The organism is Allobosea sp. (genome assembly GCF_051860145.1).
In the GTDB taxonomy this organism is placed as follows: domain Bacteria; phylum Pseudomonadota; class Alphaproteobacteria; order Rhizobiales; family Beijerinckiaceae; genus Allobosea.
Map to the genome: position 1 here is coordinate 97,097 of NZ_JBHYEM010000012.1, position 14,150 is coordinate 111,246.

Consider the following 14,150-nt stretch of genomic DNA (forward strand, 5'->3'; position numbering starts at 1 on the left):
GCGGCCGTGAGCTCGATCCGTCTCGACCGCATCAGCGTGCAGTTTCCGCTCTATGGCGGCTCGGCGCGCTCCCTGCGCAACCGCCTCGTCAGCGGCGCCACCGGCGGCCGCATCGGCTCCGACGATAGGGCGCGGACCTGCGTGCAGGCCCTGTCGCAGCTCAGCGTCGCGATCGCGCATGGCGAACGCGTCGCGCTCGTGGGCCATAATGGCGCGGGCAAGACGACGCTGCTGCGCGTGCTCGCCGGCATCTACACCCCGCAAGCCGGCCGCGTCGTCGTCCAGGGCAGGCTCGCGCCGCTCTTCGACATCGGCCTCGGCATGGATGGCGAGGCCACCGGCTACGAGAATATCAGGCTGCGCGGCCTCTATCTCGGCCTGTCGCGCCGCGAGGTCGAGAGCCGCATCGACGAGATCGCTGATTTCACCGAGCTCGGCGGCTTTCTCGACATGCCGATCCGCACCTATTCGGCCGGCATGCAGGCGCGGCTGTCCTTCGCGATCTGCACCAGCGTCGATCCCGACATCCTGCTGCTCGACGAGGGCATCGGCGCCGGCGACGAGGCCTTCATGGCGAAGGCCGACGCGCGGCTGAGCCGCTTCGTCGCGCGCGCCGGCATTCTCGTCCTCGCCTCCCATAGCGGCGGGCTCCTCTCCCGCCTCTGCACCAGGGCGCTGCGCCTCGACCAGGGACGGCTCGTCGATGACGGGCCGCTCGACGCGGTGCTGCGCCGCTACCAGCAACTAACCGACAGAGAGACCCTCTCATGCCCATGACAGCTGCCCCCCCGCGTGCCCGCTCGGCCGCGGGCATCGTGATCTATCAGCCCGATTTCGACGCGCTGGCCCGGCTCGTAGCCTCGGTCGCGCCCGATAGTCTCGTGATCGGAATTTTCGCCAATTCGCCGGTCGCGCCGGAGCAGCAGCGGCGCCTGCAGGCCGCGGCTGGCGAGGCCGAGCTCGTCGTGCTGCGGCCGGGTCTCAATCGCGGCCTCGGCGCGGCCTATAACGCCCTGCACGCCATGGCGCGCGATCATGAGGCCGAGTTCCTGCTGCTGCTCGACCAGGACAGCGAGCCGGGCAAGGGCATGATTCCGCAGCTCGTCGCCGTCCACCGGAGCCTGGCAGCGGCCGGAGAGCGCGCGGCCGTCGTCGGTCCGAGGCCAGTGGACCTGACCGGCCGGCCGATGAGGATCGCCAGCGATGGCGGCAAGGTGGGCTCGCATGCTCCCGCGGCAGCCCAGCAGGTCGGCTTCGTGATCTCGTCCGGCTCGCTGCTGCGGGTCGATGCGCTCGGCGCGATCGGCGATTTCCGGGCGGACTACTTCATCGACGCGATCGACATCGAGTGGTGCATGCGGGCGATCGCGCGCGGCTTCTCGATCTGGGTCGCGCCGGATGTCCTGATGCCGCATTGCCTGGGGCGCGGAATCATCCGCTTGCCGTTCGGCCTGCTCCTGACGGACCAGCCGCCGCGCCGGCTTTACACCTATATCCGCAACCAGCTCTCGATGCTGCGGCTCGCTCATGTGCCGCGCAGCCACAAGCTCAAGCTCGTGCTGTCGCTGCCGCTGCGTTTCGGCGTCTACCTTGCCCAGAACCGGTTCTCGCGCGAGTGCCGGGCCGCCCTCGTCAATGGCGTGCTGGACGGGCTGCGCAATCGGCTCGGACCGCCGGACCGGGCATTGGTGTCGCCCTTCCGCACCTTCTCGCCGCGGCGCGCCATGGCCGACAGCAGCCGGGCGCTCGCCTGGGGCGACATCGACGAGCGGGGCCGGCCATGAGCGGCGTCCTGGCTGGTGGCGCGGCGGTGGACGCCTCGCAAAGCATCCTCGTCATCGGCCGAGCCGGCCAGCTCGCGAGCGCGCTGGTTGCGGCGGGTGGCGGCACGGTCGTCACCGTCGGCCGCCCCGGGTTCGATCTGACCGAGCCCGACGCGGCGCAATGGCTGCTCGATCAGTTGCGGCCGGCCGCGGTCATCAACGCCGCCGCCTATACGGCGGTCGATGCGGCTGAAAGCGATCGGGAGCCCGCCTTCGCGCTCAACCGGGACGGTCCCGCCCGGCTCGCCGCGGCTTGCGCCCGCTGCGCCGTTCCGCTGATCCACGTCTCGACGGACGCGGTGTTCGACGGACGCAAGGCGACGCCTTACACGGAGGCGGATCTGCCCGCGCCCCTTGGCGTCTATGGCGCGTCCAAGCTCGCCGGCGAATATGCCGTGCTCGAGGCGCTGCCTTCCGCGCTCGTCGTGCGCACCTCCTGGGTCTTCGGACCCACGGGCAATCATTTCGTCGCCAAGCTGCTGGGCTGGGCAAGCCGGCAAGCGGCTCTGACTATTGCCGGCGACCAGCGCGGTCGGCCGACCTACGCGCCGGGCCTCGCCGTCGCGCTGCTCGGGCTCGCCCGCCGCATGGCTGCGGGCGGTCCGAACGCTCCGCAGGGCCTGCTGCATCTCGCCGGCGCCAGCGTGCTGACGCGGGCCGAACAGGCGCGGGCCGTCCTCCAGGCTTCGGCCATGCGCGGCGGCGCCTGGGCATCGGTCACGCCGGTCGCCACCGTCGACCGGCCGGGCCAGGCGCGCCGGCCTCTCAACGCCGTGCTCGATTGCTCGCTTGCCGCCGCCCGGCACGGCATCACGCTCGGCTCGTTCGATCGGGATATCGGGGCGACGCTCGATCGGCTGATCGGCCCATGCCTGACGGCGCCCGATGCGGCGTTGCCTTTGAGGAACAGCGCATGAAGGGCATCGTCCTCGCCGGCGGCTCCGGCTCGCGGCTTCATCCCGCGACGCTCGCCATGAACAAGCAGCTTCTGCCGGTCTACGACAAGCCGATGATCTACTACCCCGTCTCGGTCCTGATGCTGGCGGGGATACGCGACATCCTGATCATCTCGACGCCGGATCATCTCGACGACTATGTCCGGCTGCTCGGTTCCGGCGCGCAGTTCGGCGTGGATTTCAGCTATGCCGTCCAGGAGCGGCCGGAGGGGCTGGCGCAGGCCTTCGTCATCGGCCGCGATTTCGTCGGCAGCGACGACGTCGCCCTCATCCTCGGCGACAATATCTTCTTCGGCGCCGGCCTCGTCAGCCTGCTGGACAGGGCGAGCGCGCGCAGGCGGGGCGCCACCATCTTCGCCTATGCCGTCGAGGATGCGGAGCGCTACGGCGTCGTCTCGCTGACCGGGGAGGGCAAGCCGCTGCGCATCGTCGAGAAGCCGCAGGCGCCGCAATCGCCCTGGGCCGTGACCGGGCTCTATTTCTACGACAACCGGGTTCTCGACATCGCCGCGGCGGTGAAGCCCTCGGCGCGGGGCGAGCTTGAGATCACCGACGTCAACAACGCCTATCTCGCGCTCAGCGAACTCCATGTCGAATGCATGTCGCGCGGCTATACCTGGCTCGACACCGGTACCCATGACAGCCTGCTGGAGGCGGGCGAATTCGTCCGCACCATCCAGAAGCGTCAGGGGCAACTCGTCGCCAGCCCCGAGGAGATCGCCTTCGCCAAGGGCTTCATTTCGCGCGACCAGTTGCACGAGCGCGGGGCGGAGCTGGCGAAAACCGCCTATGGCCGTTCCTTGCTGGCACTCGCCGCCGAGGCGCGGTGAAATCCGGGTTGAAACCGGTCGCGTCAGCGACCGGGTCCGCCACCACCGCCACCACCGCCACCGGGGCCGCCACCGCCTCCGCCGCCCGGTCCTCCGCCACCCGGTCCTCCGCCGCCGGGCCCTCCGCCCGGGCCTCCACCGGGACCGCCGCCAGGCCCGCCGGGGCCGCCCGCTGGCCCGCCGCCCAGGCCTCCCGGGCCACCGGCCGGTCCGCCCAGCCCGCCGCCAGGTCCGCCCGGCGCGCCGCCTGGGCCTCCGCCAGGTCCGCCACCTGAGCCCCCTCCGCCTCCGCCTTCGCCGCCCGCGTTGCTGAGGCGGATCGACTCGAGCGTGAGCTGGCCATCGGTCTCGACCCGCGCATCGAGCACGGCGCGGATCTCCTGCCCGAAGGCCAGGAGGGAGGCGAAACCCGTATTGCGGACGGTGAGGCCGGAGCCGAGGCGCAGGACCGCGCCTTCGGAGCGGGCATAGGTTTCGAGCGACAGTTGATCGACCGTGCCCGCGTCGGCTGGTGGCCCGTCCACGATCATTCGGGATGTCGAGAAACCGCCCCGCGCCAGGCGCCCAGTGGCGATCACCCGCTGCCCGAGCAGGCTCTCCTCCGCATTCAGCATTTTGAGATTGCTGATCCAGAAGCCGTCCTCGTCACGCTCCAGCAGCCCGGCGATGCGCGCCGGACCGCGGGAGCGGCGCTCGATCAGGTTGGCGACGATGACGCCATCGGTCCGGCGCAGGCCACTGACGGCGACATGGACGCCCTTGCGCCACCAGCCGGCCCGCTTCACCGCGTCGATCGCGACCGTCTGCCCCATGACATTCAGCGAATCGTCCGCGATCGCGAGGATCGGGCCGACGACCTCGCTCTCGACCTCGATCGAGGTCGTCGTCAGCGACGTAGCTCCCGGCCGGGCGACGACGCGCACGACATGGCCGATCCTGAGATGCCGGCTGCTGCTGGCCTGGCCGTCGATCCGGACCGGCACGCCGGCCGGATAGGCGATGCGGGCATCGTTGACGATGATGCTGCCGAAGCGCTGGATCGTGCCGATGAAGCCGGTGCCGCCGATGCCGCGATCGCCGCTGGCGGTCTCAGGCGCATAGCCCGTCCCGCCGATGCCGCGGTCGCGCGGGCTCGACGGCGCCGCGATCGCCGGTAGCGGCAGAGCCGCGGTCGCGCCGAGCAGGCCGAGCAGCCGTCGGCGCGTGAAGGATGGCGAACGGGTCACGAGCCGGTATCCTCCGCCCGCTCGCTCCGGTCCATCGTCTCGCGATAGACATAGACGCCGAAATTGCAGCGATGGTCGCCGCCTTCGTCGGTCTCGCAGGCGGCGTGAGCCTCGCGATTGGCCTGCTGCAGTGCCGCCAGGGCGAGTTCGCGCGCCCGTGCCTCGAGCCGCTTCGCCAGATCCGCCGAGAGCCCGTCATAATGCACGGCCCGCTCGATGAAGGCGGGGGACGGCGCCAGCACGTTGGAAACCGCTGCGGCGATGTGATCGTGCAGGTTGCGCCCGAAATAGTACAACTTGCCGTCGTCCTCGCCCTGCGGAATGAAAGCGGCTTCCGCCAGCACCACCCTGTCATCTTCGTCAATTGTGACAAGATGGCGGTCGAGCCATTCGTCGAGCACGGAGCGCGGCCTGACGTCCCGCGTCACCGAGGCGACCAGCGTCTCGAAGGAGGCGCCCGGTCCGCCCGAGGCCCGCGGCAGGGCGAGGGGCTGGCCCTGCGCATCGCTGAACTGCGGCGAGGCCAGCCAGCGCGCGATGATGGCGCTGGTGCGCGAGACCGAAGCCGGCACCTCGTTCACTGGCGCGCCCGCGCCGCGCAGGCGGCTGACCTCCTTGCGATGGATGCCGGTCAGGAGGCTGACGCGGCTGTCCGTCTGCTCCTTTCCGGCCAGTGCGAAGTCATGCTCGGCGACGTTCACATAAAGCTCGCGCAACAGCTGGCAGAGCGCCGGAAAGGTCATTCCGCCGCGAATGCACAGCCGCACGAGCGGGCGCAGCAGGCGCGCGAGCGGCGGGGAGAGCTGCTCGGCGTCGGGGCCGGGAGATGGGGTCGCCGTCATGGCCGCAATCTAGCCGCAATCGGCGTGGGATACAATCCCACGATCTTTCGGCGACTAACTCGGCGGCTGTGAAAGCGGGTCTAGACGATCTCGGAAACCAGCTTGGCGATCAGGCTGTTGGACAGGATCACCGGCAGTCCCGCGGCCTTCGAGGCCTGCTGCCGATGGCTCTCGACGAAGCCCATGCAGTCCAGCAGCAGGATCTGCGCCCCGCGTTGCGCGAGGTCGCGCGCGGCTTCCGCCAGGGTCGGGCCCGGCCCGCCATAGGGGGAGGCGGCGGCGTAGAGCGGTTCGTGACGCAGCGCGGCCCATTTTCCGGCTTCGCTGTCGATCTGCTCGGGCAGCGGCACGACGATGCCGAGCCGAGCATCCTGCGTCAGGGCGGCGACCGTTCCGGGGAGAACGCGGTCAGGTTCGACGAGCCGCGCCTTGTCGCAGGCGAGCGTCTCGAAATGCCCGGTGCAGAGCATCAGGATCGTGCTGCAGCCCTCGGCTTCGAGCATCGCGAGCTTTTTCCGCGCAGCGGCTTCCGTGCGGCTGCGGTCGATGATCACCGAGCTTCCGTCGAGCAGCTTGGTGATCAGGACCGCCTGTCCCGGCCGGGGCGCGAAATCGCGGGCGATCTCGTCCGGGGTCAGGCCGTCGAGCACGCCGGCATGCCGGCGCGGCAGATCGGCGCCGATCACGGCGTCGAGGATCGGCGTGATATCGGCGCGCGGCGCCTGGCCGATGGTCAGCGTCCCGAACTTGGACATCGCGATCTCCCGTCGAAATACTGGCTGTGCCGGAGAAACATCCCCGGCACGGCGATGCAGGCGCTCAGCGCCTGAAACCCTTGATCACCGAATCGAAGAAGCTGAAGATCGCGTCGCCGGCGATGGCGCCGGCGGCGAAGACCTCCATGTCGCCTTCGCCCTCACTGCCGCGCAGCCGCTCCCAGACCAGCCGGCAGGCGATGCCGGCCAGGACGGCCCAGCCCGCCATCGGGAAGTTGATCAGGAGGCCGGTGGCGAAGAGCACGCCGATCTGGCGCTTCGGCCCGCCGACGAACTGCAGGATCGCGCCGGGAATGGCCCAGACGAACAGCGACCAGGCGACGCCGGGCGCGACGCCGGCGCGGATCGTCGCGGCATAGACCCTGTCGACCGGCGCCACCAGATTCTGCGCGAAATAGCTCTGGTAGGAGACCAGCACGACGAGGCCGGCGATCACGAAGGCGAACATCGCGGCATAAAGCTGCTGCTTGCGCCCCTCGCGCTCGAAGGCGGGATCGACGCCGTTGCCGCGCAGGATATAGCCCGCCTTCAGGTCGTAGCCCATATCGGCGAAGGCGGGTCCGGTCGCCGCCGAGAAGCCGACGAGCAGCGCCAGGGCCGGCATCGGGAAGCCGATCAGCATGCCGATGATCAGCGTGATCAGCGCCACCGCGAAGGCCGGGAACCAGCCCGAATGCATCGCCGCGAGGCCGACGATCAGCTCGTGGACATAGGCTGCGAAGGCGGCATAGAGCACGAACAGGATCAGCATGCCGATCGACATGTCCGTCATCAGCCCGCCGACCAGCGCGATGAAGACCGCGATCGCGAGATAGCCGATCGTGCCGAGCCCGAGCGCGCGCTTCACCGCCGCGTCCGACGTGCCGGCGCTCTTCTCCGCCTCCTTGGCAGCTTCATTGCGCTGCATCAGGAGCTGCGCCACCTGGAACAGCGCCACGAGGCCGGCGCCGATCATGAAGCCGTGCGGGATATAGGCGGCCATCAGGTCGCCCTTGGGGATGATCGTGGCGAAGGTCGCGTTGTCGAAGATCGGCCCGGAATAGCCGCGCAGCAACAGGCCGACGCCGAACATCGACAGCGCCCAGATATTGCCGATGAAGGCGACGCCGAAGGCCGACATCGGGATCTTGAAGAAGGCGCCGACGATGCCGGCGACGAAGCCGATGCCCATCAGCACGGCCTTGCGGCCGCCCTCGTCGCCGGCCTTGATCGCCTCCGCCGCCGCGACGCCCGGAGGCCAGGCCCCGGTCGCCGGGAAGACGCGCGAATCGAACATCCGGTAGAGCAGATAGGCGTCGAGCAGCATCGCCATGAAGGCGCCGGCGAACATCGGCAGCACGAGGTCGGGCCGCCCGAGCAGGAAGGGAATGCCGATCGGCAGGAGCAGGCTGTTGGCCGCGCCGAAGGTGGCGGACGAGATCGCGCTCTGCGCCAGGTTCTGCACATGGATCGAGCGGTAACGGAGGAAGATCCCGATCGGCACGCGGGCCAGCGCCATCGCCGCCATGGCGCCGATCAGCGAGGTATTGGCCGTCACGCCGAGCGAGACGAGCAGTTGCATGCCGATGATCGAGCCGAAGACGCAGAGCAGCGCGATCAGCGCCAATGTCGCCGGCTCGAACAGGCTCGGGTGCCGCTGCGGCCCCGCCTCCGATGGTTCGCTCATCTGACTTCCCCTCTTATGGCCCCTTGGGCGGTTTGCCGCGCTAGAGCCGGATCCGATCAGGTTGGATCAACCTGATCGGCGCGTGCTCTACGCGGATTCCTCAAGCAACAAGAATGCCGGCCTTGGCCTCGCCGACATCGTGCTTGGCCTGGCTGCCCTGCATGCCGTAGTCGCGCCTGGCCGCCTCGGGCGAGACGAGGCCGAGCGCGACGTCGCGGGCCACGGCCTCGCGCGAGCGTTCCGCCGCCGGGCCATAGCCGGCGCCGCCGGCCAGCACGAGCTCGACGATCTCATGGGGATGAGTGACCTGGACGAGGTCGCCGGTGCCGACATCCCTGATGACATGGCCCTGGTCGTCGAGGACGCGGCCCGAGGCGCTGCCGCCGGCCTTGCCGCCGAACAGGCCGGGGATCGGGTTGTTGACGCCCTCGGGATAGAGCGAGACCAGCGTCGGCAGCCCGTCATCGGCGAGCTTGCGCAGCTTGACGCGCTGGCCGAGGCCGCCGCGATACTGTCCGGCGCCGCCCGAATCCTTGAGATAGGCCTTCTCGACCACGAGGACCGGAACGCGTGCCTCGAAAGTCTCGATCGAGGTGTTGGCCGCCGAGGTCGGATAGAGCAGGCCCGACTTGCCGTCGCCATGCGCCGAGCCGCCCTGGCCGCCGCCGGTGAAGAGCATGTCGGAATAGGTGTCGCCGGCACGGTCGCGGCCGTAGACGCTCGCCGCTACGGGCAGCCCGGTGAAGGCCTGCACCTGCTTCGGGGCGGCCTGCGACAGCGCGCGGAAGATGTTCGGCGCGATGTACCAGCCCGTCCGGGTCCGCAGGTTGACCGCGAGCGGCTTGTCGCAGTTCAGGATCGAGCCTTCGGGCGCGTCGATCGAGAAGGCGCGGTAGCAGCCGGCATTGCCGCGGACATTCGGCGTCAGCATGCATTTCAGCGGATAGGTCGCATGCGCCGTGGTGTAGTTCAGCGTACAGTTCAGCCCGCCTTGCGCCAGCTGCGGCGGCGCGCCGGCGAAGTCGAGATGGATCGTGTCGCCCTTCACTGTCAGCGCCAGCGGATAGGTCATCGGCGTGCCGAGCGGATTGTTCGAGACCGTGCCCTGATAGGTGCCGTCGGGCAGCGCACGAATAGCCTCGCGCATCGCCTTCTCGGAGCGGTTCTGCACCACGGTGGCGAGCGCGCGCAGGTCCTGCATGCCGTAATCGGCCAGGAAGGATTGCAGCCGCTCGGCGCCGATCGCATTGGCCGCGACGAAGGAATGCAGGTCGCCGAGCACCTGCTCGGAATTGCGGACGTTCTCAGCCAGCAGGCGCACCAGCGTCTCGTTGATCCGGCCGTCCTCGTAGAGCTTCATCGGCGGGATCTGGAAACCTTCCTCGTAGATCTCGCGCGCCCGCAGGCTGTCCTTGGTGCCGCCGATATCGGAGACATGGCCGACCGTGCCCATCAGCCCGACGACCCGGTCGCCGAGGAAGACCGGGGTGACGATGGCGATGTCGAAGAGATGGCCGGCGCAGAGCCAGGGATCGTTGGTGATCAGCACGTCGCCGGGCTTCAGCGTCTGCGCCGGGTAGCGCTCCAGCAGCGCCTTCACGGCGCGCGGCAGCGTCAGGTTGAAGACGGGCATGGCGCGCGGCGAATGCGCCAGCGTCTCGCCTTCGGGGTCGAGCAATTCGCAGGCGAAATCCTGCGCTTCCGAGATCACCAGCGAGAAGGCGGTGCGGCAGACGGTCAGCCACATCTCCTCGACGACGTTGATCATGCGGCTCCACATGATCTCGAGCGAGATCGGATCGGCCTCGATGCGGCGCGCGGCCTCGGTGACCGGCATGTCGGCGCTGATCGTGGTCTCGGCTGCGCTCGCCTGGCCGACGCTGATGAGCAGGTTCAGCACCTCGTCGATCGCCACGCTGTCGCCGGGCGGGACGATGGTGGTCGCCTCGCGCTCCTCGATGATCGCCGGGCCCTTGATGCTGTCGCCCGGCCGCAGCGCGTAGCGGTCATAGACGGTGGCCTCGCTCCAGCCTCCCTCGAACCAGGCGCGGCGCGTGCCCTTGATCTTGTCGCTCGCCTCGCCGCCGCCGGTGGCGCCGGACAGCGACAGGGTCGGCGCCGGGCCGGCGCAGCGGACCCGGAAATTGATCGCCTCCAGCCGCGCGCCCTCATAGACCGAGGTGTAGCGGGCCGAATAGGCGGCGGTGAAGGCGGCGCGGATCGCCTCCAGGCTCGACGCGTCGATCGTGCCGGAGGGCAGCGTCACGGCGATGTCGTGCATCTGGCCGACGAGGCGCATGTCGGCCGAGCGCTCGACCGTGATCTCGTCCGGCGTCACGCCGGCCTCGGTGAGGTGCTTGCGGCCTTCCGCCTCCAGCTCCCCGAGCACGGCGTTGACGCCCGCGGCATCGAAGCCCTCCGAGAATTCGACCGGCAGCGAGCGCACCATGTCGAAGGAGAGCGGCGCGGCCAGGAAACCGAGCGCCGAGGCGGCGCCCGACGCCGGCGGGATGATGACCTGGGTCACGCCGAGCACGCGCGCGACGTCGACCGCATGGGCCGGGCCGGCACCGCCGAAGCCGACCATGGCGTAGTGCCGCGGATCCTTGCCCTTCTCGACGAGATGGACGCGGGCGGCCGCGCCCATGCTCTCGGTCACGACCTTGTGGATGCCCCAGGCAGCTTCTTCGACCGAGAGGCCGAGCGGCTCGGCGATGGTCGCGACCGCCTTGCGGGCGGCGTCGGCATCGAGCGCCATGCGCCCGCCGAGGAAGAAGCCCGGGTCGTAATAGCCGAGCACGAGATTGGCGTCGGTGACGGTCGGCTTCGTGCCGCCCATGGCGTAGCAGGCCGGGCCGGGATCGGAGCCGGCCGAATGCGGGCCGACCTTGAGCAGGCCGACCTCGTCGATCGCGGCGATCGAGCCGCCGCCGGCGCCGATCTCGATCATGTCGATGACCGGGGCCTTGATCGGCAGGCCCGAACCCTTCGAGAAGCGGTTGACGCGTCCGGCTTCCAGCATCGGTGCGATCTCGGCGCGGCCGTCCTCGATCATGCAGGCCTTGGCGGTGGTGCCGCCCATGTCGAAGGAGATCACGTCCTTGTGGCCGGCGAGCTCGCCGAACAGGGCGGTCGCCAGGCCGCCGCCGGCAGGGCCGCTTTCGAGCAGGCGGATCGGGAAGGTGCGCGCCGTTTCGGGCGAGACCAGGCCACCGGCCGAATGCATCAGCCTGAGCGCGCCATGGAAGGAGCGGGCCGAGAGCTCGTGCTCCAGCCGCTCGAGATAGCGCCGCATCAAGGGCTGGACATAGGCGTTCGCGGCGGTGGTGACGAAGCGCTGATACTCCCAGATCTCGGCGACGACATCGCTCGACAGCGAGACGGTGAGATCGGGGAAGGCCTCGCGCACGATCCGGCCGGCTTCGCGCTCATGCGCCGGGTTGCGGTAGCTGTTCAGGAAGCAGATCGCGACGGCCTCGCAGCCCGCGGCGGCAAGCTCGCCGGCAGCGCTGCGGACGGCGGCCGCATCGAGCGCCTGGACCACCTCGCCGTCGCGGTCGATGCGCTCGGCGACTTCGAGGCGGTGCTCGCGCGAGACCAAGGGCTCGGGGAAGGTCAGGAACAGGTCGTAGATGTCGTAGCGCTGCTCGGTCCCCATTTCGAGCACGTCGCGGAAGCCGCGCGTGGTGATCAGGCCGAGTTTGGCGCCCTTGCGCTCGATCACCGCATTGGTCACCAGCGTCGTGCCATGCACGATGTCGCCGATATCGGCCAAGGTGATGCCGGCCATGGCGACGAGCTCCTCGAGCCCGATCAGCGCGGCTTCGGAGGGGTCATGCGGCGTCGTCAGGCGCTTGTGCAGCCGGACTGAGCGTTGCTCTTCGTCATAGAGGATGAAATCGGTGAAAGTGCCGCCGATGTCGAAGCCGATGCGCCAGCGATTGCTCATGGAGCAGTCTCCTCGAATATGTCTGATGTGGGGATGAAGAGGGGATCGCGGGTCAGCGCCGCGATCTCCGCGGCGCCTTTTCCGAGCGACCTGATGATGGTGAGGCGTTCCTCCGGCGTGACCGTCGCCGCCGGAAAGGAGATGCACAAGGCCGCCTCGTCGCCGGTCGCCGGATCGCCGACCGCGACCGAGATGGCGCGCACGCCGCGCACGGCCTCGTCATGGGATTCGGCGTAGCCCTCGCGGCGGGTGAAGGCGAGGCGCGCCAGCAATTCGTCGAGATGCTGGGGAGCGGTGCTGGAGGGCGGCGCGAAGCCGTCCACGTAGAGCCGGCTGACCTCCTCGTCGGGCAGTCGCGCCAGCAGCGCCCGGCCCGTGCTCGAGGCGAAGGCGGGCAGGCGGTCGCCGATCGCGGTGACCACGCGTAGCGCATGCCGGCCGGGATGAGCTGTGACGCCGACGATGTCGATGCCGCGCCTGACGCTGATATAGCCGGTATGGCCGACCTCTTCCGAGACGCGGGTCACGATCGCGTCGGCGCGGTCGATCAGCGAGGCCGCGAAACGGTGCACATGTCCGGCCTGGTGCAGGAGCACGCCCGGGCGGTAGCGCTTGCTGTCTCCGACGGTCTCCAGCAGCCCGGCATCCCGCATCCCCCGCAGCAGGCGCGAGGCGTTGCTCTTGGGCATGCCGAGCAGAGTCACGAGGTCGGTCACCGTCACGTCGTGACGGGTGCTGGAGAAGCAGCGAAGCACGTCGGCCGCAGCCAGCAGGATCGACATCCGGGGCTTGCTCAATTAGTTCCATAAAATGGAACTTAAGTTGCGATAACAGGAACTATACGCCTCGGCCGCGACCTGTCAACGCGCTGAACACCGCGGTTGACCTGGATTTCCAAGCCATTGTGGTCTGAATTATCGATATAATCGATTGTTTTTACAGATATTACGAGTTTGATCGAATGGTCAGCCGATGCGATCAGGACACGGATATCTGGAGCCAGCGCATGTCCGTCGCCGCACAACGATCGCACCCGGCATCGCTTCCGAAAGGCCGCGATGCACGCCCGCAGCACGGGCGGAGCGTGCAGGAGGCCGGCATTGTGCCGGGTCTCCTGCTGACCGCCGCGATCGCCGGCGCAGCCTTCGCCCTCAGGCAGGTGCCGGGCGCGGGCATGTTCAGCCCGATGATCCTTGCGATCGTCATCGGGATCGCTTTCCACAACCTCGTCGGCACGCCGGCCCGCGCCAGGCCCGGCGTCGCGGTCGCGCTGCGCCGGTTGCTGCGCCTGGCCATCATCCTGCTCGGCCTGCAGCTGACAGTGGCGCAGGTGATGCAGGTCGGCGCCGACGGCATCGCGGTGATCGCGCTCACCCTGATCGCGACCTTCCTGTTCACGACCTGGCTCGGCCGGCGCCTCGGCGTCGAGCGCAAGCTCGCCGAACTGATCGCGGCTGGAACCTCGATTTGCGGAGCGTCGGCGGTGATCGCGACCAACACCGTCACCAACGCGCCTGACGAGGACGTCGCCTATGCGGTCGCCTGCGTCACGGTCTTCGGTTCGATCGCGATGGTGCTCTATCCCCTGCTGCCCGGCCTGCTGAATCTCGATCCGCACGCGTTCGGCCTGTGGAGCGGCGCCTCGATCCACGAGATCGCGCAGGTCGTCGCGGCCGCCTTCCAGGGCGGGCAGCAGGCCGGCGAGTTCGGCACCATCGCCAAGCTGTCGCGGGTGATGCTGCTGGCGCCGATGGTGATCGGCCTCGGGCTCGTCGCGGCCCGCCGGGCGCGGTTCGCGGGTCGTGACGATGCGCGGCCCCGGCCGCCCAGGCCCTGGTTCGTGCTCGGCTTCGTCGCCATGGTCGGGCTCAACAGCCTCGTCACGGTGCCGGCGGAGGCGAAATCGGCAATCGTGCTCGCGACCACCTTCCTGCTCTCGATGGCGCTCGCCGCCATGGGGCTGGAAACCGACATCGCCAGGCTCAGGGCCAAGGGCCTGCGTCCGCTGCTGCTCGGCCTCGCTTCCTTCCTGTTCATCGCGCTATTCAGTCTGATGCTGGTGAAGCTGACGACCTGAAGGAT

11 protein-coding genes are annotated in these 14,150 nt (G+C 69.3%); 5 read left to right on the forward strand and 6 right to left on the reverse strand.

Going from position 1 to position 14,150, the window contains the following annotated elements; translation table 11 throughout:
- The first annotated feature begins 6 nt into the window (after positions 1-6).
- Genes ACTIF2_RS18935 through rfbA form a run of 4 tightly spaced genes read left to right on the forward strand, consistent with a single transcriptional unit; the run spans position 7 to position 3,609 of the window.
- A complete protein-coding gene (locus tag ACTIF2_RS18935; RefSeq protein WP_439498656.1) occupies positions 7-777 on the forward strand; it encodes an ABC transporter ATP-binding protein in 771 nt (256 codons plus the stop codon).
- Positions 774-1,784, forward strand: coding sequence for a glycosyltransferase family protein (locus tag ACTIF2_RS18940; RefSeq protein ID WP_439498657.1), 1,011 nt, complete (start codon positions 774-776; stop codon positions 1,782-1,784). Before ACTIF2_RS18935 ends, ACTIF2_RS18940 begins: the two co-directional genes overlap by 4 nt.
- Positions 1,781-2,740, forward strand: coding sequence for a dTDP-4-dehydrorhamnose reductase (gene rfbD / locus ACTIF2_RS18945; RefSeq protein ID WP_439498658.1), 960 nt, complete (start codon positions 1,781-1,783; stop codon positions 2,738-2,740). The genes ACTIF2_RS18940 and rfbD overlap by 4 nt, the downstream gene beginning before the upstream one ends.
- Complete coding sequence (rfbA, locus tag ACTIF2_RS18950) at positions 2,737-3,609, forward strand: glucose-1-phosphate thymidylyltransferase RfbA (protein ID WP_439498659.1); 873 nt, start codon at positions 2,737-2,739, stop codon at positions 3,607-3,609. Before rfbD ends, rfbA begins: the two co-directional genes overlap by 4 nt.
- A gap of 23 nt (positions 3,610-3,632) precedes the next feature.
- On the opposite strand, the gene ACTIF2_RS18955 is transcribed toward rfbA, so the two are convergent.
- The 6 genes from ACTIF2_RS18955 to ACTIF2_RS18980 form a co-directional block, all read right to left on the reverse strand.
- Positions 3,633-4,835, reverse strand: a complete 1,203-nt coding sequence (locus ACTIF2_RS18955) for a DUF5666 domain-containing protein (protein WP_439498660.1) — start codon at positions 4,833-4,835, stop codon at positions 3,633-3,635.
- A complete protein-coding gene (locus ACTIF2_RS18960) occupies positions 4,832-5,677 on the reverse strand; it encodes a DUF6502 family protein (protein ID WP_439498661.1) in 846 nt (281 codons plus the stop codon). Before ACTIF2_RS18960 ends, ACTIF2_RS18955 begins: the two co-directional genes overlap by 4 nt.
- Positions 5,678-5,757: 80 nt before the next feature.
- Complete coding sequence (locus tag ACTIF2_RS18965) at positions 5,758-6,432, reverse strand: AroM family protein (RefSeq protein ID WP_439498662.1); 675 nt, start codon at positions 6,430-6,432, stop codon at positions 5,758-5,760.
- 64 nt (positions 6,433-6,496) lie between these two features.
- Complete coding sequence (locus tag ACTIF2_RS18970; RefSeq protein ID WP_439498663.1) at positions 6,497-8,119, reverse strand: OPT/YSL family transporter; 1,623 nt, start codon at positions 8,117-8,119, stop codon at positions 6,497-6,499.
- A 100-nt stretch (positions 8,120-8,219) separates the two neighbouring features.
- Positions 8,220-12,068, reverse strand: a complete 3,849-nt coding sequence (locus ACTIF2_RS18975; RefSeq protein ID WP_439498664.1) for a hydantoinase B/oxoprolinase family protein — start codon at positions 12,066-12,068, stop codon at positions 8,220-8,222.
- On the reverse strand, positions 12,065-12,865 hold the full coding sequence (locus tag ACTIF2_RS18980) for an IclR family transcriptional regulator (RefSeq protein WP_439498665.1): 801 nt from the start codon (positions 12,863-12,865) through the stop codon (positions 12,065-12,067). Before ACTIF2_RS18980 ends, ACTIF2_RS18975 begins: the two co-directional genes overlap by 4 nt.
- A gap of 305 nt (positions 12,866-13,170) precedes the next feature.
- Between ACTIF2_RS18980 and ACTIF2_RS18985 the strand changes: the two genes are divergently transcribed.
- Positions 13,171-14,145 (forward strand): YeiH family protein, encoded by a 975-nt coding sequence (locus ACTIF2_RS18985; RefSeq protein WP_439498666.1) that lies wholly within the window; start codon positions 13,171-13,173, stop codon positions 14,143-14,145.
- Positions 14,146-14,150 lie beyond the last annotated feature (5 nt).